Annotated in this window: 27 protein-coding genes and 1 tRNA gene; 15 read left to right on the top strand and 13 right to left on the bottom strand. The window is 74.4% G+C overall.

From position 1 onward, the window contains the following. Positions 1-47: 47 nt before the first annotated feature. Both E4P43_RS13475 and E4P43_RS13470 read right to left on the bottom strand, forming a co-directional pair. Positions 48-341, bottom strand: a complete 294-nt coding sequence (locus E4P43_RS13475; RefSeq protein ID WP_135145971.1) for a transcriptional regulator — start codon at positions 339-341, stop codon at positions 48-50. After that, positions 338-799: a hypothetical protein gene (locus E4P43_RS13470; RefSeq protein ID WP_135145970.1), complete on the bottom strand. Its 462-nt coding sequence runs from the start codon at positions 797-799 to the stop codon at positions 338-340. The genes E4P43_RS13475 and E4P43_RS13470 overlap by 4 nt, the downstream gene beginning before the upstream one ends. Before the next feature lie 234 nt (positions 800-1,033). On the opposite strand from E4P43_RS13470, the gene cobA reads away from it, so the two are divergent. From cobA to E4P43_RS13450, 4 genes are all read left to right on the top strand, one after another. Further along, on the top strand, positions 1,034-2,272 hold the full coding sequence (gene cobA, locus E4P43_RS13465; RefSeq protein ID WP_167759180.1) for a uroporphyrinogen-III C-methyltransferase: 1,239 nt from the start codon (positions 1,034-1,036) through the stop codon (positions 2,270-2,272). Positions 2,273-2,345: 73 nt separating this feature from the next. Further along, positions 2,346-3,275, top strand: a complete 930-nt coding sequence (locus E4P43_RS13460; RefSeq protein WP_245159123.1) for an ABC transporter ATP-binding protein — start codon at positions 2,346-2,348, stop codon at positions 3,273-3,275. Further along, positions 3,272-4,126 carry an ABC transporter permease gene (locus tag E4P43_RS13455; protein WP_135145969.1) on the top strand — a complete coding sequence of 285 codons (855 nt, stop codon included), beginning with the start codon at positions 3,272-3,274 and terminating at the stop codon, positions 4,124-4,126. Before E4P43_RS13460 ends, E4P43_RS13455 begins: the two co-directional genes overlap by 4 nt. A 3-nt stretch (positions 4,127-4,129) precedes the next feature. Continuing rightward, a complete protein-coding gene (locus E4P43_RS13450) occupies positions 4,130-4,402 on the top strand; it encodes a helix-turn-helix transcriptional regulator (RefSeq protein ID WP_135145968.1) in 273 nt (90 codons plus the stop codon). A gap of 7 nt (positions 4,403-4,409) precedes the next feature. On the opposite strand, the gene ygiD is transcribed toward E4P43_RS13450, so the two are convergent. Together ygiD and E4P43_RS13440 are read right to left on the bottom strand one after the other, a co-directional pair. Further along, the gene (gene ygiD, locus E4P43_RS13445) at positions 4,410-5,261 is read right to left on the bottom strand and encodes a 4,5-DOPA dioxygenase extradiol (RefSeq protein WP_135145967.1); all 852 of its coding nucleotides are present in this window, start codon (positions 5,259-5,261) and stop codon (positions 4,410-4,412) included. 75 nt (positions 5,262-5,336) lie between these two features. Beyond that, positions 5,337-6,032, bottom strand: coding sequence for a (2Fe-2S)-binding protein (locus tag E4P43_RS13440; RefSeq protein WP_135145966.1), 696 nt, complete (start codon positions 6,030-6,032; stop codon positions 5,337-5,339). A 133-nt stretch (positions 6,033-6,165) separates the two neighbouring features. Here E4P43_RS13440 and acs point away from each other — a divergent pair, with 133 nt between their 5' ends. The 3 genes from acs (at position 6,166) to E4P43_RS13425 (ending at position 9,667) form a co-directional block, all read left to right on the top strand. Further along, entirely contained in the window at positions 6,166-8,115 is a 1,950-nt protein-coding gene (gene acs / locus E4P43_RS13435; protein ID WP_135145965.1) for an acetate--CoA ligase, read from the top strand. Between the two features lie 108 nt (positions 8,116-8,223). After that, entirely contained in the window at positions 8,224-8,724 is a 501-nt protein-coding gene (locus tag E4P43_RS13430) for a phage holin family protein (protein ID WP_167759179.1), read from the top strand. A gap of 4 nt (positions 8,725-8,728) precedes the next feature. Further along, positions 8,729-9,667: an alpha/beta hydrolase gene (locus E4P43_RS13425; RefSeq protein WP_135145964.1), complete on the top strand. Its 939-nt coding sequence runs from the start codon at positions 8,729-8,731 to the stop codon at positions 9,665-9,667. Between the two features lie 69 nt (positions 9,668-9,736). Here E4P43_RS13425 and E4P43_RS13420 read toward each other — a convergent pair whose 3' ends face one another. The 5 genes from E4P43_RS13420 to nth are packed head-to-tail and all read right to left on the bottom strand — an operon-like array spanning position 9,737 to position 13,482. After that, positions 9,737-10,918, bottom strand: a complete 1,182-nt coding sequence (locus E4P43_RS13420; protein ID WP_135145963.1) for a MarP family serine protease — start codon at positions 10,916-10,918, stop codon at positions 9,737-9,739. A gap of 5 nt (positions 10,919-10,923) precedes the next feature. Next, positions 10,924-11,358, bottom strand: a complete 435-nt coding sequence (locus E4P43_RS13415; protein WP_135145962.1) for a cupredoxin domain-containing protein — start codon at positions 11,356-11,358, stop codon at positions 10,924-10,926. An 8-nt stretch (positions 11,359-11,366) separates the two neighbouring features. After that, positions 11,367-12,119 carry a CoA pyrophosphatase gene (locus tag E4P43_RS13410; RefSeq protein WP_245159122.1) on the bottom strand — a complete coding sequence of 251 codons (753 nt, stop codon included), beginning with the start codon at positions 12,117-12,119 and terminating at the stop codon, positions 11,367-11,369. Next, positions 12,116-12,682 (bottom strand): TlpA disulfide reductase family protein, encoded by a 567-nt coding sequence (locus E4P43_RS13405; protein ID WP_135145961.1) that lies wholly within the window; start codon positions 12,680-12,682, stop codon positions 12,116-12,118. Before E4P43_RS13405 ends, E4P43_RS13410 begins: the two co-directional genes overlap by 4 nt. Further along, on the bottom strand, positions 12,682-13,482 hold the full coding sequence (gene nth, locus E4P43_RS13400) for an endonuclease III (RefSeq protein ID WP_135145960.1): 801 nt from the start codon (positions 13,480-13,482) through the stop codon (positions 12,682-12,684). Before nth ends, E4P43_RS13405 begins: the two co-directional genes overlap by 1 nt. A gap of 103 nt (positions 13,483-13,585) precedes the next feature. Here nth and E4P43_RS13395 point away from each other — a divergent pair, with 103 nt between their 5' ends. Together E4P43_RS13395 and E4P43_RS13390 are read left to right on the top strand one after the other, a co-directional pair. Further along, the gene (locus E4P43_RS13395) at positions 13,586-13,825 is read left to right on the top strand and encodes a hypothetical protein (RefSeq protein ID WP_135145959.1); all 240 of its coding nucleotides are present in this window, start codon (positions 13,586-13,588) and stop codon (positions 13,823-13,825) included. A 147-nt stretch (positions 13,826-13,972) separates the two neighbouring features. Beyond that, the gene (locus tag E4P43_RS13390; protein WP_104526541.1) at positions 13,973-14,647 is read left to right on the top strand and encodes a Crp/Fnr family transcriptional regulator; all 675 of its coding nucleotides are present in this window, start codon (positions 13,973-13,975) and stop codon (positions 14,645-14,647) included. A gap of 73 nt (positions 14,648-14,720) precedes the next feature. Here the strand turns inward: E4P43_RS13390 and E4P43_RS13385 are convergent, their stop codons facing one another. Genes E4P43_RS13385 through E4P43_RS19960 form a run of 3 tightly spaced genes read right to left on the bottom strand, consistent with a single transcriptional unit; the run spans position 14,721 to position 16,188 of the window. After that, positions 14,721-15,533 (bottom strand): NUDIX hydrolase, encoded by an 813-nt coding sequence (locus E4P43_RS13385; protein WP_245159121.1) that lies wholly within the window; start codon positions 15,531-15,533, stop codon positions 14,721-14,723. Continuing rightward, entirely contained in the window at positions 15,530-16,021 is a 492-nt protein-coding gene (locus E4P43_RS13380) for a RidA family protein (RefSeq protein WP_135145958.1), read from the bottom strand. Before E4P43_RS13380 ends, E4P43_RS13385 begins: the two co-directional genes overlap by 4 nt. Beyond that, positions 16,018-16,188, bottom strand: coding sequence for a hypothetical protein (locus E4P43_RS19960; protein ID WP_166509561.1), 171 nt, complete (start codon positions 16,186-16,188; stop codon positions 16,018-16,020). The genes E4P43_RS13380 and E4P43_RS19960 overlap by 4 nt, the downstream gene beginning before the upstream one ends. Before the next feature lie 93 nt (positions 16,189-16,281). Between E4P43_RS19960 and E4P43_RS13375 the strand changes: the two genes are divergently transcribed. From E4P43_RS13375 to E4P43_RS13365, 3 genes are read left to right on the top strand one after another with little or no spacing between them, the layout of a single operon-like run. Then, positions 16,282-17,274, top strand: a complete 993-nt coding sequence (locus E4P43_RS13375) for an ArsA-related P-loop ATPase (RefSeq protein ID WP_135145957.1) — start codon at positions 16,282-16,284, stop codon at positions 17,272-17,274. Further along, on the top strand, positions 17,271-18,458 hold the full coding sequence (locus tag E4P43_RS13370) for an ArsA family ATPase (RefSeq protein ID WP_245159120.1): 1,188 nt from the start codon (positions 17,271-17,273) through the stop codon (positions 18,456-18,458). The genes E4P43_RS13375 and E4P43_RS13370 overlap by 4 nt, the downstream gene beginning before the upstream one ends. Positions 18,459-18,498: 40 nt before the next feature. Then, complete coding sequence (locus E4P43_RS13365) at positions 18,499-20,919, top strand: transglycosylase domain-containing protein (RefSeq protein ID WP_135145956.1); 2,421 nt, start codon at positions 18,499-18,501, stop codon at positions 20,917-20,919. A 9-nt stretch (positions 20,920-20,928) separates the two neighbouring features. Here the strand turns inward: E4P43_RS13365 and E4P43_RS13360 are convergent, their stop codons facing one another. After that, positions 20,929-21,381 carry a GatB/YqeY domain-containing protein gene (locus tag E4P43_RS13360; protein ID WP_135145955.1) on the bottom strand — a complete coding sequence of 151 codons (453 nt, stop codon included), beginning with the start codon at positions 21,379-21,381 and terminating at the stop codon, positions 20,929-20,931. Positions 21,382-21,433: 52 nt separating this feature from the next. On the opposite strand from E4P43_RS13360, the gene E4P43_RS13355 reads away from it, so the two are divergent. The 3 genes from E4P43_RS13355 to E4P43_RS13345 form a co-directional block, all read left to right on the top strand. After that, the gene (locus E4P43_RS13355; protein ID WP_135145954.1) at positions 21,434-22,378 is read left to right on the top strand and encodes a metallophosphoesterase; all 945 of its coding nucleotides are present in this window, start codon (positions 21,434-21,436) and stop codon (positions 22,376-22,378) included. 17 nt (positions 22,379-22,395) lie between these two features. Next, positions 22,396-22,472: transfer RNA gene (locus E4P43_RS13350), tRNA-Pro, on the top strand. 88 nt (positions 22,473-22,560) lie between these two features. Beyond that, a partial coding sequence (locus E4P43_RS13345; protein ID WP_135145953.1) for a hemolysin family protein occupies positions 22,561-23,814 on the top strand: 1,254 nt, incomplete at its 3' end.

Here is a 23,814-nt window from a genome sequence, read left to right as displayed (position 1 = left end):
CGTCGGCGACCACTCTGCCTCCGGCGGGACCGGGGACGTGCGAGGGGTCAGCCCCCGGTGATCCGCCGGAGCTCGGCGACGTGGGCGTCGAAGGCGGCCCGCCCGGTGGCCGTCAGGGAGAGGCTGGTGCGCACGCGGGAGGCCCGGGTGGCCTTGTGCACGCGGACGTAGCCGGCCTCCTCCAGCTGCTTGACGTGCTTGGAGAGCACCGAGTCGCTGACGCCGACCTGCTCGCGGACGGTGGCGAAGTCCATGGTCTCGACGACGGCCAGCAGACCGCACACCTGGAGCCGGGGTGGCGCGTGGACGACGGGGTCGAACCGCGGCTCGACGGCGGTCACGACCCGGCGCGCAGGCCGGCGACGTAGATGCGCGTCACCCAGCGCGAGCTCCACCCGGCCGCGACGCCCATGACCACGCCGGCGACGACCATCGCGCCGCGCACGTCGAGCAGGAACTCCGCCGCGGCGCCGAGCCCGAGCAGGGCGAAGTAGCCGACCAGCAGCCGGCGCAGGGCCGCCCGGACACGCTCCTGGACCGGGCCCACCTTGCTGGCGTCCCACCAGGTCCCGGTGATCCGCTGGTAGACCGCCACCAGCGCGCGGACGCCGACCGCGAAGACCACGACCGCGGCCAGGATCACCCAGATGCTGCGGGACGAGTAGCTGCCGAGGAAGCCGGCGACGAGCACCCCGAACGCCACGTCCCACCACCAGGGCTGGACCAGCCGCTCGGCGAGCGCGGCACGGTCGGACTGCAGCGCGGCCGGCTGGGAGCGGGCGTCCGCTTCACTTTCCATGTCGGAAAGCATGTCCGTCGCTTTCCAGATCGTCAAGTGACCGTGAAACGCGCGCGTCACGATGGGCTGCCACAGTGCCGGCGTGGACCAGGCGGCGCACTGGGATCCTTGTCCCGAGCACACCGCCGCCACGACCCCCACCGCCCCGACCCGCGCCGCCCGCCCCGAGGAGATCCGCTGAGCACCGAACCGCAGCCGGCGACCGGCCCGCGCAAGCCCGGGCACGCGACCCCCGTGCCACCCGGGTCCGGCGCCGTCTACCCGGTGGGCCTGCGGCTGCGCGACCGGCTCGTCGTCGTCGTCGGCGGGGGGAAGGTCGCCCACCGCCGCGTCGCCGGCCTGCTCGAGGCGCGCGCCCGGGTCACCGTCGTCAGCCCCGAGGTGACACCGGCCCTGGAGGCGATGGTGGGACCGGGCACGCTGACCTGGCTCCCCCGCCGCTACGAGACCGGCGACCTGGACGGCGCCTGGTACGCCGTCGCCGCCACCGACGACCCGGCCGTGAACGCCGCCGTCGCCGAGGAGGCCGAGCGCAGCCGCATCTTCTGCGCCCGCGCCGACGACCGGGCCGCCTCCAGCGTGTGGACGCCCGCCATCGGACGCCAGGGCGACCTCGTGATCGGCGTGCACGGCGGCGGGGACCCGCAGCGGGCGATCGGCGTGCGCGACGCCGTCGTCACCGGCCTGACCGACGGCAGCATCGGCGACCGCGCCGCGCGGCCCAGCACCGGCGGCAGCGTCGTCCTGGTCGGCGGCGGCCCCGGCGACCCGGGGCTGATCACCGTCCGCGGACGCCAGGCCCTGGCCCACGCCGAGGTCGTCGTCGCCGACCACCTCGCACCCCAGGCGCTGCTCGCCGCACTGCCCCCCGAGGTGGAGGTCATCGACGCCTCCAAGCTCCCGCGCGGCCGCTCGATGGCCCAGGAGCAGATCAACGAGCTGCTCGTCACGCACGCGCGGGCGGGCCGCCGCGTCGTCCGGCTCAAGGGCGGGGACCCGTTCGTCTTCGGCCGCGGGATGGAGGAGGTCGAGGCCTGCGCGGCGGCCGGCGTCCCGGTCGAGGTCGTCCCGGGGATCACCAGCGCCATCGCCGTCCCCGCGCTGGCCGGCGTCCCGGTCACCCACCGGGGCCTGACCCACGAGTTCGTCGTCGTCTCCGGGCACCTGCCCCCGGGGCACCCCCAGTCGCTGGTCGACTGGGCCGCGATCGGCCGGCTTCGCGGCACGGTCGTGGTCCTCATGGGCGTGGAGACCGCGCCGGCCATCGCCGCCGCCCTGGTCGAGCACGGCCGGGCACCGGACACCCCAGTGGCGGTGGTCAGCGACGGGTCGACGGCGGTCCAGCGCACGGTCCGGACCACGCTGGCCGGGCTCCCCGGGGCCCTGGCCGCGGCCGACGTCCGCCCGCCCGCGGTGTGGGTGGTCGGCGAGGTCGTCGCCCTCGCAGCGGTGTCGGAGCCGGCCGAGGGATAAACCACTGGTGCTATCGATGTAGTACTCCTACTATCGCCGCACCACTTCCGAGAACACTGCGAGGACGGCGCTCATGAGCTCCGACTACTCCGGCGAACCGGTCATCAGCGTCTCCGGGCTGCGGATGGCCTACGGCACCCGCGACATCCTCACCGGCGTGGACTTCGAGGTCCGGCAGGGCGAGGTCGTCTGCCTGCTCGGCCCCAACGGCGCCGGCAAGACCACCACCATCGAGATCCTCGAGGGCTTCCGGCTGCCCTCGGGCGGCGACGTCCGCGTGCTGGGCGAGGACCCGGCCACCGCCGGCGACGCCTGGCGGGCACGCGTCGGCGTGGTCCTCCAGTCCTGGCGCGACCACGGCCGGTGGACCCCCCGCATGCTGCTCGGCTCGCTGGGCGGGTACTTCGTCCCCTACTCCACCCCCGAGCGCACCCGCCCCTACGACGTCGACGAGCTGCTGCACACCGTCGGGCTCGACGAGCACGCCGACCGGAAGATCGCCACCCTCTCCGGCGGCCAGCGCCGACGGCTGGACGTCGCCGTCGGCATCATCGGGCGGCCCGAGCTGCTCTTCCTCGACGAGCCGACCGCCGGCTTCGACCCGCAGGCACGGCGCGACTTCCACGAGCTCGTGCACCGGCTCTCCGACCTGGAGGGCACCAGCATCCTGCTGACCACGCACGACCTGGCCGAGGCGGAGAAGCTCGCCGACCGGATCCTGATCCTCACCAACGGCCGGATCGTCGCCGACGGCAGCGCCGACGAGCTCACCCGCCAGGTCGCCGGCACCGCCGAGGTGCGCTGGGCCTGCGGCCCCGAGCGGTTCGTCCACCCCACCGACGACGTCGTCGGCTTCGTCCGGCGGCTGGTCGAGCAGCAGGGCGACGAGCTCACCGACCTCGAGGTCCGCAAGGCCACGCTCGAGGACACCTACCTGGCCATGGTGCAGCGCTTCGAGGCCGGCCACGGTGCCGCGCCCGTCCTGGAGGAGGTACCGCGGTGAGCGCCACCCGCTACGCGATCGGCCTGGGCCTGCGCCGGGGCTGGACGGAGTTCCTGCTCAGCCTGCGGAGCCCGCAGGACCAGGGCTTCTACCTGTTCACCGCCGTCGGCACGCTGGTCTTCCTCTGGTTCAACCGGGACAACGAGCTCGAGGGCACCGGGCTGATGTACCCGACGTGGGCGCTGCCGAGCATCCTCGGCGCGCTGCTGGCCTTCGGCGTCGTCATCGGCCCGGCGTTCGCCCTGGCCATGGAACGCGAGGACGGCACCCTGCTGCGGCACAAGGCGCTGCCGCACGGCATGCAGGGCTACGTCACCGGCCAGCTCACCTACCACTCGCTGAGCCTGCTGCCCTCGCTGCTGACGATCCTCGTGCCGAGCTTCCTGCTCTTCGACGACCTGATGCACCAGGGCGCCGCCGGCTGGCTCACCGTCGCGTGGGTCGTCGTGCTCGGCCTGCTCGCGACGCTGCCGCTGGGCATGGTCATCGGCTCGCTGGTGCCCAGCACCCAGAAGGTCGGCACCTGGGGGATGCTGCCGGTCATGCTCCTCACCGCCATCTCGGGGATCTTCTTCCCGATCCAGGCGCTGTGGGGCTGGGTGCAGGCGGTCGCGCAGGTGTTCCCCACCTACTGGATCGGCCTCGGGCTGCGGTCGGCGTTCCTCCCCGACTCGGCGGTCACCCTGGAGCTCGGCGACTCCTGGCGCACCGGCGCCACGGTGCTCGTCCTCGGCGCCTGGGCGGTGGCCGGGGCGCTGGTGACACCCCGGGTCCTGCGCCGCATGGCCCGCCGCCAGTCCGGCTCCCAGGTGGAGGCGGCCCGCGAGGCGTCGCTGCAGTGGGTCCGCTGACCCGTGGCAGGTGAGAGGTCCGGCGCCGACCGCACCGGCGACGCCGTCCACAACCGGATCGCGCTGCTGCGCGCCGAGCAGCAGGTGAGCCGGCGGGAGCTCGCCGACGCACTCGGCGTCCACTACCAGACGGTGGGCTACCTGGAGCGCGGCGAGTACAACCCCAGCCTGCACCTGGCGCTGCGCATCGCGGAGTTCTTCGGCGTCCCGGTCGAGGCGGTCTTCTCGACCCGCCCCTTCCCCCGGGTCACCGACCTGCACCGCCCCGCCGGGTGAGGGCCGGTCACATGTTGGCGCCGTCGGGCGGCGGGCCCTCCGGCAGGAGCGGCGCCATCCCGCTGCCCGACGGCTCCGGCGCGGCCATGCCCACGGTGTACGCGGTCATCGACACCGAGCCGTAGGTGTAGCCGTCGACCAGCACGTCGACGTCGGCACCCGTGGCCCCCGCCATCCCGGCGACGTAGAGCAGCGGCAGGAAGTGGTCCGGCGTCGGGACGGCGAGGTCGAAGTCGCGGTGCCCGTCGAGCCGGCAGGCCCCCGCGGGGTCGGTGAGCATGCACTCCTTGGCGGCCTCGTCGAACCGCTGCGCCCAGTCGAACCCCGCGTCGGGCAGCGCACGGCTCACGCCCCCGAGGTTGTGCACCACGTTCCCGCTGCCGACCACCAGCACGCCGCTCTCCCGCAGCGGGGCCAGCGCCGCCCCGAGCTGCAGGTGGTAGTCGAAGGACTTGAGCGCGTTGATCGACAGCTGCACGACCGGGACGTCGGCGTCGGGGAACGCGTGCCGCAGGACCGACCAGGTGCCGTGGTCGATCCCCCAGCTGTCCAGGTCGGCCCCGACCCACGTCGGGTGCACCAGGTCGGCGACCTCGTCGTAGAGCTCCGGCAGGCCCGGCGGCTCGTACCGGACCTCGAAGAGCTCGCGCGGGAAGCCGTAGAAGTCGTGGATCGTGCGCGGCCGCGGCATGGCGGTCAGCGCGGTGGCCTGCACGTACCAGTGCGCGGAGACGACGAGGATCGCGCGCGGTCGCGGCACCGCCCGGCCGAAGGCCCGCCAGGCCTCGGTGTAGCGGTTGGACTCGAGCGCGTTCATCGGGTTGCCGTGGCCGAAGAACGCGGCAGGCGTGACCGGCATCGCTGACCTCCCTCGTCGTCACCGACGCCGCCGATCATCTCCCCGGGTGGGGACCGCCAGCGACCGCGACCGCCGTCAGGGGCCGCCGGCCAGCCGCGCCAGCAGGGCCTGCCGCTCGGCCGGCGGGCGGGCCGGGCACGAGACGCAGGTGCTGCCGCCCGGCAGCCGGTCGAGGAGGCAGCACGACACCCGCTCGGTGAACCGCGCGCCCGCGACGTCGACGTAGCCCGGCGCGGGCAGCGGCGGGCCCACGGCCGCGGCCAGCGGGCCGGCGAGGGCGGTGACGGCGGGGACGTCCCCGAGCGCCCGGCCGAGGGCCAGCAGCCCGTTGGCCAGCGAGTCGGTGGCCACCGCCCACAGCGGCCGCTCGCGCATCCCCGCCGCCTCGGCCAGCGGCGGCACGACCGCCCCCAGCAGCTCTCGCAGCCCGCCCGCCGGGTCATCGCTCGCGGCCGAGGAGACCGCCGCGACGGGGCGGCCGTCCGGGGCGAGGAACACCGTGGTGTCCGCCGGCCGCGCCGAGAGCGGGCGGCCGACGGCCAGGCCCGCGAGGGCCGGGGCCAGCAGGACCGCCGACGCTGAGTACCACCAGACCGTCGCGTGCACCCGGAGGTCACCGCCCCGGCCGGCCCGCCCGGCCAGCAGCGCGGCCGGCCACGCCGGGTCGGCGAGGCCCGCCACCGGCACCCCGAGGGCGCCCCGCGGCGGGACCAGGCCCAGGGCCGCTGCACCGGGGACACGCCCCGCCACCTGCGCCTGGAGACCGCTCATCGGGCCAGTGTTGCCGGTCGCCGCTTCGCAGGTCACGCGGGGCAGACGGCGGACCGCTCCGGTCATACGGTGTGTCCTGGACCACGTGTGCACCGTCGCCGCATCCGAGGCGACGCCGGATCGGGAGGACCCCATGAGCGAGACGACCCAGGCAGCCGGCCGGACCTTCACGCCCCCCGAGGACCTCGCCGCCCAGGCGAACGTGGGTCCCGAGGTCTACGACGAGGCGGCCCGCGACCGCCTCGCCTTCTGGGAGGGCGCGGCGCGGCGGCTCACCTGGGACCAGGAGTGGGACACCGTCCTGGACTGGAGCAACCCGCCGTTCGCCAAGTGGTTCGTGGGCGGGCGGCTCAACGTCGCCTACAACTGCCTGGACCGCCACGTCGAGGCCGGCCACGGCGAGCAGGTCGCCTACCACTGGGAGGGCGAGCCGGGCGACACCCGCACGCTGACCTACGCCCAGCTCAAGGACGAGGTCTGCAAGGCCGCCAACGCGCTGACCGAGCTCGGCGTCCAGGCCGGTGACCGGGTGGCGATCTACCTGCCGATGATCCCCGAGGCGGTCATCTCGATGCTCGCCTGCGCCCGCATCGGCGCGGTGCACATGGTCGTCTTCGGCGGCTTCTCCGCCGACGCGCTGGCCAGCCGGATCACCGACGCCGGCGCACAGGTCGTCATCACCGCCGACGGCGGCTACCGCCGTGGCGCCCCGAGCGCACTCAAGCCCGCCGTCGACGAGGCGGTCTCCCGCACCGAGGGCGTGCGCCACGTGCTCGTCGTCAAGCGCACCGAGCAGGACGTCGACTGGTCCGAGGACCGCGACCTGTGGTGGCACGACGTCGTGGGCCGGCAGCCGGCCGAGCACACCTGCGAGTTCTTCGACGCCGAGCACCCGCTCTACATCATGTACACGTCGGGGACGACGGCGAAGCCGAAGGGCATCCTGCACACCAGCGGCGGCTACCTGACCCAGGTCGCCTACACCCACTGGGCGACCTTCGACCTCAAGCCCGACACCGACGTCTACTGGACGGCGGCCGACGTCGGCTGGGTGACCGGCCACAGCTACATCGTCTACGGGCCGTTGGCCAACCGGGCCACCAGCGTCATGTACGAGGGGACGCCGGAGACGCCGCACCGCGGCCGGTGGTTCGAGCTCATCCAGAAGTACGGCGTCACGATCCTCTACACCGCGCCCACGGTGATCCGGACGTTCATGAAGTGGGGCGAGGACGTCCCGGCCGGCTTCGACCTGTCCTCGCTGCGGCTGCTCGGGTCGGTCGGCGAGCCGATCAACCCGGAGGCCTGGCTCTGGTACCACGAGCACATCGGCGGTGGCCGCTGCCCGATCGTGGACACCTGGTGGCAGACCGAGACCGGCGCGCACATGCTCACCCCGCTGCCCGGCGTCACCGCGCTGCAGCCCGGCTCGGCCCAGCACCCGTTCCCGGGGATCTCGGCCAAGGTCGTGGACGACGAGGGCAACGAGCTCGGCGACGACTCCACCGGCCTCCTCGTGCTCACCGAGCCGTGGCCGTCGATGCTCCGCACCATCTGGGGCGACGACGACCGCTACGTCGACACCTACTGGTCCCGGTTCGGCAAGGACGTCTACTTCGCCGGTGACGGCGCCAAGAAGGACGCCGACGGCAACATCTGGCTGCTGGGCCGGGTCGACGACGTCATGAACGTCTCCGGCCACCGCATCTCCACCACCGAGGTCGAGTCCTCGCTGGTCAGCCACCCGACGGTGGCCGAGGCGGCGGTGGTGGGGGCCAGCGACCCGACCACCGGCCAGGGCATCGTGGCGTTCGTGATCCTCCGCGGGAACGCCGAGGACAGCGGCGAGGAGCTGGTGCAGACGCTCAAGCAGCACGTGGCCAAGGACATCGGCCCGATCGCCAAGCCGCGCCAGATCATGGTGGTGCAGGAGCTGCCCAAGACCCGCTCCGGGAAGATCATGCGCCGGCTGCTGCGGGACATCGCCGAGAACCGCGAGCTGGGCGACGTCACCACGCTCACCGACTCCTCGGTGATGAACATGATCAAGGACAAGCTGCCCGCGGCCCCGGCCGAGGACTAGGACGGTGGCGCCCGTCGGCTCCCTTTCGGGGGAGCCGATGGGCGCCACCGCACCGGGTGGGGCACGATTCCCCTGTCCAGCAGTGCAGAACGCAAAGGAGTTACCCACGTGGCCCACAGCGTGACGACCGGCCGGGACGACCGGTCCACCGGAGCCGCCGAGCCCTCCATGGGGACCCTCGTGCAGAGCGCGATGGCCGACGTCTCGACGCTGGTGCGCAACGAGATCGAGCTCGCCAAGACCGAGATCGCCGGCTCGGCGAAGAAGGCCGCGATCGGCGGCGGGGCGTTCGGCGCGGCCGCCGTCGTCCTCGGCTTCTCCTCGTTCTTCCTGTTCATCGCCATCGCCGAGGCGCTGACCGCGCTGGGCCTGCCGCGGTGGGTGTCCTACCTGGTCGTCTGGGCGCTGCTCGTCGTCGTCGCCGTCATCGCGGCGCTCGTCGGCAAGAAGATGATCAAGAAGATCGAGAAGCCGGAGCGGACGCTGGAGTCGCTGCGCGAGCTGCCCGACGTGATGCACCGCGAGGCGCCGGGTGCCCGGCACCGCGACGTCCCGGTGGTCAGCGGCGGCAAGGTCGAGCTGCACCGCAACGAGCGCTACTCGGTCTGAGCAGGTGACCGTCCCCCCGGACGGCCGACCCGACGCCACCAGCGTCCTGCTCCCCGGGCCGTGGACCCACCGCGACATCTCGGCCAACGGCGTCCGCCTGCACGCGGCCGAGGCGGGTGACGGTCCGCTCGTCCTGCTCCTGCACGGGTTCCCCCAGTTCTGGTGGACGTGGCGCAGCCAGCTGACCGCGCTGGCCGACGCCGGCTTCCGGGCCGTCGCGCCCGACCTGCGCGGCTACGGGGCCAGCGACAAGCCCCCGCGCGGGTACGACCTGCCGACCCTCTCGGCCGACGTCGCGGCGCTGGTGCGCGCCCTGGGCGAGCGGGACGCCGTCGTGGTCGGCCACGACTGGGGCGGGCTGCTCGGCTGGACCATGGCGGCCCTGCACCCCCGTGCCGTGCGCCGCCTGGTGGTGCTGTCGATGGCCCACCCGAGGCTGCTGCGGGCCGGGATGACCGACCGGGCGCAGCGGCGTGCCTTCCGGCACGCCCTCACCTTCCAGGTGCCGCGGCTGCCCGAGCGGCGGCTGACCCGTCCGGACGACGACCCGGTGGCCGACCTCATGCAGCGGTGGGCGGGACCGGAGTGGGCCCGGACGTCGGACTTCGCCTCGGCGGTGGACCGCTACCGCTCGGCGGCCCGCATCCCGCAGGCCGCGTACGGGGCGATGGAGTACTACCGCTGGGCCGGGCGCTCGCAGCTGCGGCCCGACGGGCTGCGCTACGCCCGGCGGATGTCGGCCCCGGTCACCGCCCCGACGCTGCAGCTGCACGGCTCGCTGGACACCTGCGTCCTGCCCGCCACCGCCCGCGGCTCGGGGCGCTACGTGGCCGGCGCGTACGAGTGGCGCGAGCTCGACGGCATCGGCCATTTCCCCCACGAGGAAGCCCCCGACACCGTCACCCGCGCCATCACCGAGTGGGCCGGGCGCAGCCCGACGTGACCTGATGGAACGGCCCCGGCGCAGGGGCCCGCTGCGAGCTTGCGAGCAGTGGGGGGCGCCGGGGTCCTTTCATTCGCAGGGGCCGGTGTCGACCTCGGCTCGGGCGGCGCTGCCCTGCGTCGCGGCGGTGTAGACCTGCGGTCCGGTGAGCGCGTACCCGGTCTGCGGGTCGTCGATGGCCGAGGCGAAGACGACCCCAAGCACGCTGCCGTCGGGGGCGAACAGCGGGCCGCCGGAGTTGCCGGCCCGCACCTGGCCGAACAGCGCGTACACGTCGCGGACCACGGTCTGCGTGTTCCGGAAGTCCGGCCCGCTGATCTCCCCGCGGTCGCGGACGCGGGCGGAGCCGACGTAGAGCGGCCCGCCCCCGGGGTAGCCCATGATGATGGCGTCGTCGCCGGTGTCGGCCGCGGTCGGCGTGAACTGCAGCGGCACCTGGGGCAGGCCGGGGACGGCGAGCACCGCGACGTCGACCTCCTCGTCGACGTACACCGGGACCGCGTCGTACTCCTCGCCCTCGGCCACGACCACCGGGTCGGTGACGCCGGCCAGCACGTGCGCGTTGGTCATCACGCGCTCGGCGGCGTAGACGAAGCCGGAGCCGTCGATCTGCCGCGAGCAGGACGGGGCGATGCCGCGGATGCGCACCACCGAGCCCTTGACCGAGTTCACCACCTGGCTGCCCTCGAGCGCCGGGTCGGGGGCGGGGACCTCGCGGGCCTCGGTCGGCGTCAGGGGGTCCAGGACGTCGGGCAGCCCGCGCCGGTCGATGGCCTCGCGGAGGTTCTCGTAGACCCGGCGCACGCCGTCGGGCACCGCGTCGTCGACGGCCTGCACCAGCGCCGACTGCCGGACCTGGCTGGCCACCTGCGGGAACGGCGAGCTGGCCAGGGGCGAGGCCACCATCCAGGCGACGAGCAGCACGGAGGCGGCGGAGACGACCGCGCCCGCCACCGAGTCGACCATCTTGGCCGGCTCCCAGGTCACCCGGGACCGCAGCGCCCGTCCGGCCGCCCCGGCCAGGATCTGCCCGAGCAGCGCCCCGGCGAGGACGACGACGAGGGCGGCGAACACCCGGGTGACGCTGGAGCCGTCGATGCGGTCGGCGACCGGGCCGGAGAGCTGGGCGCCGAGCACGGCACCGCCCAGGAAGCCCAGGATCGACGTCGCCGAGACGAGCAGGCCCTGCCGGAAGCCGGAGAGCGCGAACAGCAGCGCCAGCGTGATGAGCAGCAGGTCGACGAGGGACACGCGGCCTACTCGCTGACCGTCATCGTGCCCACCTGGCCCAGCTGGAGGTGGAAGGTGCAGCTGAAGGGGTAGTCGCCGGGCGTCGTGACCTCGAACTCGATGGTCTTCTCCTGGTCACCGGGGCCCAGGACCGGGATGCCGGCGTCGATCGGCTGCGGCAGCTCGTCGTCGGTGAACTCGAGGTTGTGCGTCATCTGGTCGGCGACGTTGACCAGGGTGAGCCGCACGGTCCCGGGCGCGACGGTGAACCGGTCGGGGGTGAAGAGGTAGTCGTCCTGGGTCTGGATGGTGACCTCCTGGACGCCGTCGGCGCCCACGGTCACCTCCCCCAGCCCCTCGGGGGTCGGCGGCGGCGCGGCCGGCTCTTCGCTCCCGCACCCGGTCAGCGCGCCCGCGGCCAGCGCCGCGCCGATACCGAGGGCGGCCGCCCTGGTCCCCATCCGCCGCATCATCGGGGCCGAACCGTACGCGTCGGCGGCCCGTCCGGCGCGGGATCGGCGACCGTCGGCGCGGCGCCGTCGCCGGCGGGGTCGTCGTCCCCCGAGCCGGGCAGCGTGAACGGGCGGATGGCCGAGTCCGGCAGCGGCCGCACGTCGTCGCGGTCCCAGGGCCTGGCCAGCCCGGCGGCCTCGAGGATCGCGTCGAGGAGGCCGGCGGTGAAGCCCCACACCTCCATGCCGGCCACGCAGAAGGCGGGCCCGATGTAGCCGACCGGGTGGCGCAGCCGGTACCGGTTGGCCGGGTCGACCAGGTCGGCCAGGGGTACCCGCGCCACGCGCGCGACCTCGGTGGGGTCCCCGACGCTGACCTCGCGCGGGTCGTCCCACCAGCCGACCACCGGGACGACCAGGCGGTTCGACGGCGGGAGGAACAGCTCCTGCAGCGTGCTGAGCACCCGGACGCCGGCCGGGTCGATGCCGGCCTCCTCCTGCGCCTCGCGCAGCGCCGTCCCGACCGGGAAGTCGTCGCCCGGGTCCACCCCGCCGCCCGGGAACGCCGGCTGGCCGGCGTGGCTGCGCAGGTGCGCGGACTTCTCGATCAGCAGCAGGTCGGGACCCTCCGGCCCCTCGCCGAAGAGGATGAGGACGGCCGAGCGCCGAGCGGTGGCCGTGGCCTGCGGCATGCGGTGGCGCAGCGGCAGGGCGTCGGCCCGCTCGACCAGCCGCTGCAGGTACCCGGGCAGCCCCTCGAGGTCGGTCACAGGGCCACGCCCAGGTGCTCGGCGACCAGGCCGCGCAGCTCGTCGTAGGAGCTGATCTCGCCGGCCTGCACGTGCGCCACCGACCCGTCGGCGGCGAGGAAGACCGAGTGCGGCAGGCCCTGCAGCCCGAGCTCGGCGGCCAGGTCGCCCTCCAGGTCGTAGGCGCTGGGGAACGTCAGCCCGGCGTCCAGCGCGAACGAGACGCCCTGCGGGCGCCCGTCCTGGCTGTCGACCCCGAGCACGCGGAGCTGGTCGCCCGCGGCCTCCGACAGCTGCTGGAACAGCGGGAGCTCCGCGCGGCACGGCCCGCACCAGCTGGCCCAGAGGTTGAGCACGGTCGGCACGCCCGGCGCCCGGCCCAGGTCGAGCGTCCCGCCCCCGAGGCAGTCGAGGGCCAGGTCCGGGGCGTCGGCGGCCGCGGCGGTGCCCTCCTGCTCCGGGCAGGGCGTCAGCTCGCTCTCGGCGGCCGCCGGCTCCTGGCGGCCACCACCGGCGTCGGGCTCCTCCGAGCCGCAGGCGGCCAGGGCCAGCAGTGCGGCAGCGGCCACCGCGAGGCGGCGCATCACTCGGTGTCCGAGGCGGCCGGGGTCTTCACGAGCTTGGCTGCCACCTCGGGGTCGACCGGGCCGATGCCGAAGGACGGGCACCACTGCGCCAGGCCGCAGGCGCCGCAGGCCGCGCGCTTGGCGTGGCAGACCCGCCGCCCGTGGAAGATCACCCGGTGGCTGAAGTCGGTCCACTCCTTCTTCGGGACCAGCTGCGCGATCTCCGCCTCGACCTTGACCGGGTCCTCCTCCTCGGTCCAGCCGAAGCGGCGCACCAGCCGGCCGAAGTGGGTGTCCACGGTCAGCCCCGGGACGCCGAACGCGTTGCCGAGGACGACGTTCGCCGTCTTCCGGCCCACGCCGGGCAGCGTCACCAGGTCGGCCATGCGCCCGGGGACCTCGCCGCCGTACCGCTCCACCAGGGCCTGCGCCAGGCCGAGCGCGGAGTTGGCCTTGGCGCGGAAGAAGCCGGTCGGCTTGAGGATCTCCTCCAGCTCCGCCCGGTCCGCCGAGGCCAGGGACACGGCGTCCGGGTACCGGGCGAACAGCAGCGGGGTGACCTTGTTGACCGTCTTGTCCGTGGTCTGCGCGGAGAGCACGGTGGCCACGAGCAGCTCGAAGGCGTTGGTGAAGTCGAGCTCGCAGTGCGCGTCCGGGTGGATGACGGCCAGCTCGCGGGCCATGCGCCGCGCGCGCCGGGTCCGGGACAGCGGGGTCTCGTCCGGGTCGAACGGCGAGGCCCCGGTCAGCGCGGCGCGGGTGGGGCGGCGGGCGCGGACCGGGCGCGCGTATGCCGGGGAGGACGCGGGTGCGGACACGCGGTCGAGCCTAGGCGGCCCTGCCGACGCTCTCCTGTCGTGCCATGATCGACGGCGGACCGCTCCCCCCCCGGACCGACGTCGCCGCAGTAGGAGGACCCCGATGGTCGCCCTCAGCGTCATCCTGTTCCCGCCGCTGCTGATCGCCTTCCTGCTGGTCATGGAGCGCGTCGAGGAGCCCCTCCGCCGTCCGGCCGGTCCGCGCGAGGTGAGCGAGTTCCTGAGCACCGCCACCCCGGGCGAGGTCGACACCCTCGCGACGTCGGGCATCCGGCGGGCGCTGTTCCGCTGGCGTCGGCGGCGTCGCCGGCGGCCGGGCACCGACAACCCGCCGCTCGTCTGACCACGGAGCGCAACCGCGCGGGGGCGGTCGTCTCGCTCCATCGGGGTAGCCACGGGGCAGCCTGACGGGTGACCGACTGCACAGCCGCCTAGACTCGTCGCGGACACGGGCATCCCTGTGTCCGCGAACAGCGTGAGAGGACGTGCAGTGGACGAGGTGCTGGCTCAGTCGGGGCTCTTCCAGGGGCTCTCCGAGGACGCGGTGGACCCCGTCATCAGCCGTCTCGAGACGATCACCCTGCCCCGCGGGCGGGTGGTGTTCAACGAGGGCGAGCCCGGCGACAGCCTCTACATCGTCATGACCGGGAAGATCAAGCTCTCCCGCCGCTCCCCGGACGGCCGGGAGAACGTGCTCGCGGTCATGGGTCCCTCCGACCAGTTCGGCGAGCTGTCGGTGTTCGACCCCGGCCCGCGCACGGCGACGGCCACCGCGGTCACCGACGTGAAGCTGGCCCGGATGCCGCAGAGCGTCCTGCTGCCGTGGATCGAGGCGCACCCGGAGATCGGCGAGCAGCTGCTCCGCGTCCTGGCCCGCCGCCTGCGGCGCACCAACGACTCGGTCGCCGACCTCATCTTCACCGACGTGCCCGGCCGCGTGGCCAAGGCGCTGCTGCAGATGGCCGACCGCTTCGGCAGCCGTGACAGCGACGGCCTGCGGGTCAAGCACGACCTGACGCAGGAGGAGCTGGCGCAGCTGGTCGGCGCCTCCCGCGAGACCGTCAACAAGGCGCTGGCCGACTTCGTGCACCGCGGCTGGATCCAGCTGCAGGGCAAGTCCGTCGTCGTCCTCGACGAGGAGCGCCTGCGCCGCCGCGCCCGCTGACCCGGCTCCGGACGCACGAGAGGCCCCGCACCGACCGGTGCGGGGCCTCTCGCGCGTCCGCCCCCGGGCGGGGTCAGGACGGGAGCGGCATGACCAGGCGGACGCGGGTGCCGTCGGGCAGCACGGCCCAGCGGCCGTCGGCGTCCTCCTCGAAGCGCGGGCTGATCGGGTGCAGCGGCTCCGGCGGGGAGCCGGCCAGGGCGGCCGCGACGTCGGGGAACGACTGCAGCTGGTCGAGCGTGTGCGAGGTCGGCGGCAGCATCGGCCGGACCCCCGACACCATCTCGGCCAGCGCGGCGGCCGGCGTCAGCCACGAGGCCTCGTCGGCCTCCCCCGAGACGTCCCGGGCCTCCTGCCCCACCGGCAGCGCCGCCGCGAAGAACTTCGTGTCGTAGCGGCGCGGCTCGACGGGCGGGGTGACCCAGTGCGCGAACGGGCGCAGCAGGTCCGAGCGCAGCACCAGGCCGCGGCCGGCCAGCAGCCCGGCCAGCGACAGCTCGCGGGACAGCAGCGCCTGCCGCTGCTCCTCCCAGTCGTTCCCGGAGACGTCGGGCACGACGGAGCCGTCGGGCAGCCCGGCCAGCAGGACGCCGGCCTCCTCGAAGGTCTCCCGCACCGCGGCGCACACCAGCTCCCGCGCCGTCCGCTCGTCGCAGCCGTAGGCGGTTGCCCACTCCGCCGGCGACGGGCCGGCCCAGCCGATCTCGGTGTCGCCGTCCCGCGGGTCGACGCCGCCGCCGGGGTAGGCGGTCATGCCACCGGCGAAGGGCATGCCCTTGGTGCGGCGGAGCAGGTAGACCTCCAGCCCCGGCTCGCCGTCGCGCAGCAGGAGGACCGTCGCCGCCTGCTTCGGCTCGGCCGGCACCCCGCCCGCGGGGGCGCTCACCGGAGCTCGACGGTGAGCTCGACCTCCACCGCGGCCCCGAGCGGGAGCTCCGCGACGCCGACGGCGCTGCGGGCGTGCTGGCCCGCCTCGCCGAAGATCCGGCCGAGCAGCTCGCTCGCGCCGTTGACCACCCGCGGCTGGCCGGTGAAGCCCTCGGCGCTCGCCACGTACCCGACCACCCGGACGACGCGGGCGATGGAGTCCAGCCCGACGAGCTCGTCGATCGCGGCCAGCGCGTTCAGGGCGCAGAGCTTGGCGTCGGCGGCGGCCGCCTCGACGTCGACGGACCCGCCGACCTTGCCGGTGCGGCGCAGCCCGCCCTCCACGAAGGGCAGCTGCCCGGAGGTGAAGACCAGCGAGCCGGCCCGCACGGCGGGCACGTAGGAGGCGACCGGCGCGGCCACCGGGGGCAGCCGGATGCCCAGCTCGGCGAGGCGGGCGTGCCAGCTCTGCGCCGGCGCGGCCGCCTCCGGGGCGGGGCCGGTCATGCCGGGCGCTTGAGGTAGGCCACCAGCTGCTCCATGCCGCCGGGGCCGGGGAGCACGGTGACCAGTTCCCAGCCGTCGACGCCCCAGGAGTCGAGGATGGCCTTGGTGTTGTGGACCAGCAGCGGGATGGTCGCGTACTCCCACTTCTGACGCGCGGTGTCGCTCATGGGCGGGACGCTACTGCAGCCGTCGGCTGCGATCACGGTCACGCCGCCTTGCGCGGGCGGGCCGACCCGCCCACCTGCTCATACATTGGGCGGGTGAGCCCCGAACCGTCCTCCCCACGCCTGCACGTGGTCACCGGCAAGGGCGGGACGGGCAAGACCACCGTCGCGGCCGCGCTCGCGCTGGCACTGGCCGCCGACGGCCGTTCGGTCCTGCTGGTCGAGACCGAGGGCCGGCAGGGCATCGCCCAGCTCTTCGACACCGCTCCCCTGCCCTACGAGGAGCGTCGGGTGGCCGTGGCGCGGGGCGGCGGCGAGGTCAAGGCCCTGGCCATCGACGTCGAGGAGGCGCTCCTCGACTACCTCGACATGTTCTACAACCTGCGCCGCGCCGGCCGGGCGCTGCGCAAGATGGGCGCGATCGACTTCGCCACGGCCATCGCGCCGGGCCTGCGCGACGTCCTCATCACCGGCAAGATCAAGGAGGCGGTCACGCGCCGCCACGACGGCCGGCAGGTCTACGACGCCGTCGTCGTCGACGCGCCGCCCACCGGGCGGATCACCCGCTTCCTCGGCGTCACCGGCGAGATGTCGCAGCTGGCGCGCTCCGGCCCCATCAAGACCCAGAGCGACGGCGTGATGGCCGTGCTCCGCTCCCCGCAGACGGCGGTCCACCTGGTGACGCTGCTCGAGGACATGCCGGTGCAGGAGACCGCCGACGCCATCGCCGAGCTGACCGGTGCCGGGCTGCCCGTCGGCTCCGTCGTCGTCAACATGGCCGCCGAGCCGGTCCTGCCGGCCGCGGAGCTGGCGCGGGCGGCCGCCGGCGAGCTGACCGGCGCCGACCTCGCCCCGGCGCTGGCCGCCGCGCACCTGCCGCAGGCCGAGGAGGTCGCCGACGCGCTGGCCGCCGAGGTCGTGGAGCACGCCCGGCGCTGGGCCGCGCAGGACGCGCTGCGCGCGGAGGTCGAGGCGCTGGGCCGGCCCACCCTGGAGCTGCCCCTGCTCCCGGGCCCGGTGGACCTGGGCTGCCTGTTCGAGCTGGCCGGGCGCCTCGAGGACCACCTGCGCGCGGAGGTGCCGGCGTGACCGCCCCCCGCCAGGCGCCGGCCATGGACCTGGAGCAGCTGATCACCGACCGCAGCACCCGGATCGTCGTGTGCTGCGGCGCCGGTGGCGTGGGCAAGACGACCAGCTCCGCGGCCCTGGCGCTCGCCGCCGCAGAGGCCGGTCGCACGGTCGTCGTCCTCACCATCGACCCCGCCCGCCGGCTGGCCCAGTCGCTGGGCCTGGTGGAGCTGGACAACGAGCCACGGCGGGTCGACGTCCCCGGGGCACCGGGCGAGCTGCACGCGATGATGCTGGACATGAAGCGGACGTTCGACGACGTCGTCTCCGCGCACTCCACGCCCGAGCGGGCGCAGCAGATCCTGGAGAACCCCTTCTACCAGGCGCTCTCCTCGTCCTTCTCCGGGACGCAGGAGTACATGGCCATGGAGAAGCTGGGCCAGCTGCGGGCCAGCGACCAGTGGGACCTGATCATCGTGGACACCCCGCCGTCCCGGTCGGCGCTGGACTTCCTCGACGCCCCCAACCGCATGGGCCGCTTCCTCGACGGCACGATGATCCGGCTGCTGACCGCCCCCAGCCGGGCCGGCTTCAAGTTCGCCAGCGCCGGGTTCCTGCTGTTCAGCCGGATCGTCAGCAAGATCCTCGGCGGCCAGCTGCTCCGCGACATCTCCGCCTTCGTGGCCGCGCTGGACACCATGTTCGGCGGCTTCCGCGAGCGGGCGACGGCGACCTACGAGCTGCTCCGCCGCCCGGGCACCTGGTTCGTGGTGGTCGCCGCACCGGAGCCGGACGCCCTGCGCGAGGCCTCCTTCTTCGTGGACCGGCTCTCGGCCGAGGGCATGCCGCTGGCCGGGCTGGTGCTCAACCGCACGCACCCCCCGGCGACGACGTCGCTGTCGGCCACCCGCGCCGAGGGCGCCGCCGAGGAGGTCGCCGAGACCGGTGGCGGGGCCGCCGACCTGGCCGCCGCGGCGCTGCGCGTGCACGCCGGGCGGATGCAGGTCGCGGCCCGCGAGCAGCACCTCGCCGACCGGTTCACCAGCGCGCACCCGGAGGTCGCCGTCCGCACCGTGCCCGCCGCCGCGGGCGACGTCCACGACCTCGACGGGCTGCGCACGATGGCCGAGGCGCTGACCGGTCCGGACGCCGACACGCCGACGGGAACCCCCCGCACCCGGATCCTGCCCGCGCGCCGCGGCTGACCGGGGCTGCGAGCGGCCCGCGCGTAATACCCTGGCCGCGATGTCGGAGAACGCTCGCATCCGGACCCGTCTGCTCGCCAGGCTCGCCGCGACCATCGTCGTCGCAGGCATGCTCGTGGCGGGCCTCCTGCTGCCCTGGGTCGGGGGTGCCGGGCTGGTCGCACGCAACTCGGCGTCGCTGCTCGACGCCCTGCCGGTGGAGCTGACCGACGAGACCCCGGCGGGCAACACCAAGGTGGTGGCCGCCGACGGCTCGCTGATCACCTACTTCTACGAGAACAACCGCACGCCCGTCGCCGCCGACCAGATCGCCGACATCATGAAGCGCGCGCTGGTCGACATCGAGGACTCGCGCTTCTACGACCACAACGGCATGGACGTCCAGGGGACCTTCCGCGCGCTGGCCACGAACCTGGCCGCCGGCACGGTCCGCGAGGGTGGTTCCACCATCACCCAGCAGCTGGTGAAGCAGACCCTGCTGCAGACGGCGACCACCCAGGCCGAGCGCGACGCCGCGATCGAGCAGGACGGCGTCGAGGGCCTCTCCCGGAAGCTGCGCGAGGCCCGCCTGGCGCTCGCCCTGGAGGAGACCTACTCCAAGGACGAGATCCTCACCCGCTACCTCAACATCGTGTACTTCGGCCAGGGCGCCTACGGCATCCAGGCCGCGGCGCAGCGCTACTTCAGCACCAACGCCGCCGACCTCACGCTGCCGCAGGCGGCGATGCTGGCCGGCCTGGTGCAGAGCCCGACCAACGACGACCCGATCACCAACCCGGAGAACGCCCAGATCCGGCGCAACCAGGTCCTCCAGCGCATGTTCGACCTGGGGCACATCAGCGAGCAGGAGCTCACCGAGGTGTCCGCGCAGCCGGTGCAGGTCGCGCCCGGCCTGGCCCCGCCGAACGGCTGCATCGACGCCGCGATCGGCGCCTTCTTCTGCGACTTCCTCTACGGCTACCTGACCCGCGACCTCGGGCTCACCGACTCCGAGATCGACAACGGCGGCCTGACGATCCAGACCACCCTCCGGCCGGACATGCAGGCCGCCGGCGACCAGGCGGTGCTGAACACCCTCGCCATGGGCGACCGGCTGGTCGGCACCTACACCGCGGTGGAGCCGGGCACCGGCCGGGTGCTCGCGATGTCGAACAACCGCAAGTTCGGCTGCGACGGCCCCGAGTGCGAGTCGGTGAACTTCAACGTCGTGCCCAGCAAGGGCTCGGGCTCGACGTTCAAGGTCTTCACCGCCGCCGCCGCGCTGGAGCAGGGCTACTCGAAGTACTACACGCTCAGCACCCCCGAGCCCTACGTCTCGAAGGTCTACCGGGGCCCCTGCGAGGGCCGTCGCACCGGTGGCATGTACTGCGTCTCCAACGCCGGCAGCGGCTACCCGGGGACGCTGGACATGGAGAAGGCGCTCTACATGTCCTCCAACACCTACTTCCTGGCGCTGGAGGACAAGCTGGGCTCGGTCGAGGGCCCGGTCCGCATGGCCGAGCGCATGGGCATGACCTTCGACTACCCCGCCACCCAGTTCCCGGCCGACCAGATCATCGCCGAGAACCGCGGGTCGTTCACCTTCGGCACCGACGGCGTCAGCCCGCTCGACCTGGCCAGCGCCTACTCGACGCTGGCCGCCAGCGGCACGCAGTGCGACCCGACCCCGGTGGCCGCCATCCTGGACAGCAACGGGGAGCCGCTGACCCGCGACGGCAAGCCGGTGGTCACCGAGGACAACTGCACCCCCGAGGCCATCCCCACGGGCGTCGCGAACACCCTGAACCAGATGCTGCGCAAGGACGTCGAGCCCGGCCACAGCGGCCAGACCGCCCCTCGCGCCTACGTCCCCGGCCACCAGATCGCCGGCAAGACCGGGACCACGAACAACAACACCTCGGTCGCCTTCGTCGGCTACACCCCGCAGTACACGGCGAGCGTCCTGGTCTTCAACTCCGAGGCCGACAAGTCCGTCGGCGGCTTCGGCGGCGGCAAGGGCGCGACCATCTGGCACGACGCCATGGCGCCGATCCTCACCGGGCAGCCGATGGTGCCGTTCCCGCCGGAGGACCCCGAGGTCGCCGAGGGCGACACCGCGGTGGTCCCGGCCTGCTCCTCCGCCTCGGCCTGCGAGGCCGCGCTGGAGGCCGCCGGCTTCCAGCCCACCGTCCGCGAGGTCGACAGCGCCGAGCCCGCGGGCGCCTTCCTCGGCACCCGCCCCGGCTCGGGGTCGCGGGTCAGCGCCGGCTCCTCGGTCACCATCCAGGTCAGCAACGGCTCCGCCGTCCCGGCGCCGGCCCCGGACCCGGCGCCCGCTCCCGAACCGGCTCCGGTCGACCCGAACGCGCCCCCCGCGGACACCCCTCCGGGGATCATCGGGCAGCCCGACGCCGACCGCCGGACCGGGCCCGACGGGGAGGGCCGCCGCGACGGCGTCCCCGCCCGCCGCGGCGGGGACTGACGCCCCGGCTCAGCCCAGCTGGCGGCGGACCTCCGCGGCCACCCGCGAGCCCTCGGCCCGCCCGGCGACGGCACCGTTCGCCGCGCCCATCACCTTGCCCATGTCCTTCATGCCCGAGGCGCCGGTGCGGGTGATGACGTCGGCGACCAGCGCGGCCAGGTCGGCGTCGTCGAGCTGCGCGGGCAGGTAGGCGGCCAGCACCTCGCCCTCGGCCTGCTCCCGGGCGGCCTGCTCGGCGCGGCCGGCGGAGCCGAACGCCTCCGCGGCCTCGCGCCGCTTCTTGGCCTCCCGCCGCAGCACCGCCTGCACCTCGTCGTCGCTGAGCTCGCGGGCCTCCTTGCCCGACACCTCCTCGGCGCTGACCGCGGCGAGCACCATGCGCAGCGTGGCGGTGCGCAGCTCGTCACGGGCCTTCATGGCGGTGGTCAGGTCGGCGCGGAGCTGTTCCTTCAAGTCGGGCACGTGCTCCAGCCTGACACGACGCCGTCCCCGGCCGTGCCCGTAGGCTCCCCACGTGCGCTGGTACACCGCCGTCCCCACCACCGCCGCCGCCTCCGGCGCGGCGGTCCTCGCCTACGCGAGCCTCTACGAGCGCAACCGCTGGACCCTGCGCCGCTTCGACGTCCCCGTGCTGGCCCCGGGCTCGGCGCCGCTGACGGTCCTGCACATCTCCGACCTGCACATGACCGCCGGGCAGCGCGGCAAGCAGGAGTGGGTGGCCGGCCTGGCCGCGCTCGAGCCGGACCTGGTGGTCAACACCGGTGACAACCTGGCCGGCCACGACGCCGTGCCGGGCACGCTGCGCGCCCTCGGGCCGCTGATGGACCTCCCGGGCGCCTTCGTGCTGGCCAGCAACGACTACTACGCCCCGCGACCGAAGAACCCCTTCAAGTACTTCTGGCCCGACCACAAGCGGGTGCACGGCGACGAGCTGCCCTGGCGCGACCTGCGCGACTGGATGACGGCGCGCGGCTGGCTGGACCTCACCAACGCCGCCGGGGAGCTGACCGTCGCCGGACGGCGGATCGTCTTCGCCGGCGTCGACGACTCGCACCTCAAGCGGGACCGGTACGACGCCGTCGCCGGGCCGGCCGACCCCACCGCGGACGTGCGGATCGGCCTGGCGCACTCCCCCGAGCCGCGCGTGCTCGACCGGTTCGCCGGCGACGGCTACGACCTGCTGCTCTGCGGGCACACCCACGGGGGACAGCTCCGCGTCCCGTTCTACGGCGCGCTGGTCACCAACTGCGGCATCGACCGGGACCGGGTGCGCTGGCTGCACCGCTGGGCCGAGCCGACGCCCGCGCACCCGGCGGGGACCTGGCTGCACGTCTCCGCCGGCCTGGGCACCAGCCCGTACGCACCGGCGCGGTTCGCCTGCCCTCCCGAGGCGACGCTGCTGACCCTCACCGCGCGCCCGGCCTCACCCACCGCCGAGGAGCGAAACGTCTCGCGCTAGACTCGGTCCGCGCACCTCGGGGTGTGGCGCAGCTTGGTAGCGCGCGTCGTTCGGGACGACGAGGCCGCAGGTTCAAATCCTGTCACCCCGACCACAGCTCAGGGGCCGCCGGAAGGCGGCCCCTGAGCCGTTTCCGCCCCGCGCCGGTTGGCCGGGGCGCCGCACGGGCACCGACAGCGTCGATGACCGAATGGCTGCTCCTCCTCGCCGCCGTCCTCCTGACGGCACTCACCGGGTTCTTCGTCGCAGCGGAGTTCTCCCTCACCACCGTGGACCGCGGCCGGGCCGAGCAGGCGGCCGCCGCCGGTGACCGTCGCGGGCGCAACGTCGTGCGCGCCCTCACGACCCTCTCCACCCAGCTCTCCGCCGCCCAGCTCGGGATCACGATCACCACGCTGGTCGTCGGTTACCTGGCCGAGCCGGCGATCGGGGAGCTGCTGCGCGGCCCGCTGGAGGGCCTCGGCCTCACCGGCGGCTCGGCGACGGCGGTCTCGGTGACGCTGGCGATCGCGCTGGCGACCACGCTGCAGATGCTGCTGGGCGAGCTGGGACCCAAGAACCTCGCCATCGCCAACCCCCTGGCCGTCGCCGGCTTCGTGGCCCCGGGCATGCGCGGCTTCACCCGGGTCACCGGCCCGGTGGTGGGTGCGCTGCAGCGGCTGGCGAACGCCATCGTCCGCCGGCTCGGCTTCGAGCCGCGCGAGGAGCTGGAGACGGTGCGCGACGCCGACGAGCTCGCCGCGGTGGCCCGCCGCTCGGCGGAGGAGGGCGACCTCTCCCCCGTCGCCGCCCGCCTCCTGCAGCGCTCGCTGAAGCTGGGCGCCAAGTACGCCACCGACGTCATGACGCCGCGGACCCAGCTGTGGACCCTGCGGGCGAGCGCCACGGCTGCCGACGTCATCGCCGCCGCGGTGGAGTCGGGCAACTCGCGCTTCCCCGTCTACGGATCCGACCTCGACGAGGTGACCGGGATCGTGCACGTCAAGCACGCGGTCGCCGTCCCGGAGGCCGAGCGCGGCCACCGCACGGCCGGCGAGCTGGCGGTGCCGGTGCTCGCCGTCCCGTCGTCGATGCAGCTGGAGCGGCTGCTGGACCTGCTCCGCGACCAGGGCCTGCAGCTCGCCCTGGTCGTCGACGAGTGGGGCGCCACGCACGGCGTGGTCACCCTGGAGGACATCGTGGAGGAGCTGGTCGGCGAGATCGCCGACGAGACCGACCAGCCGCTGCGGGCGCTGCGCCGGGTGGACGCCGACACGTGGGTGCTCTCCGGGCTGCTGCGCCCGGACGAGGTGCAGGACCGCACCGGCATCGCCGTCCCCGAGGGCCGGTACGAGACGCTGGCCGGCTTCCTCACCGAGCGGCTCCAGCGGCTGCCCGAGGAAGGGGACGTCGTCCGCGTCGACGACGTCGAGCTCACCGTCGAGACGGTGCAGGGG

It is taken from the genome of Blastococcus sp. TF02A-35 (assembly GCF_004571075.1).
Classification (GTDB): Bacteria; Actinomycetota; Actinomycetes; order Mycobacteriales; family Geodermatophilaceae; genus Blastococcus.
Note: the sequence above shows the minus strand (reverse complement) of the source record. Positions and strands in the feature narration are given on the sequence as shown.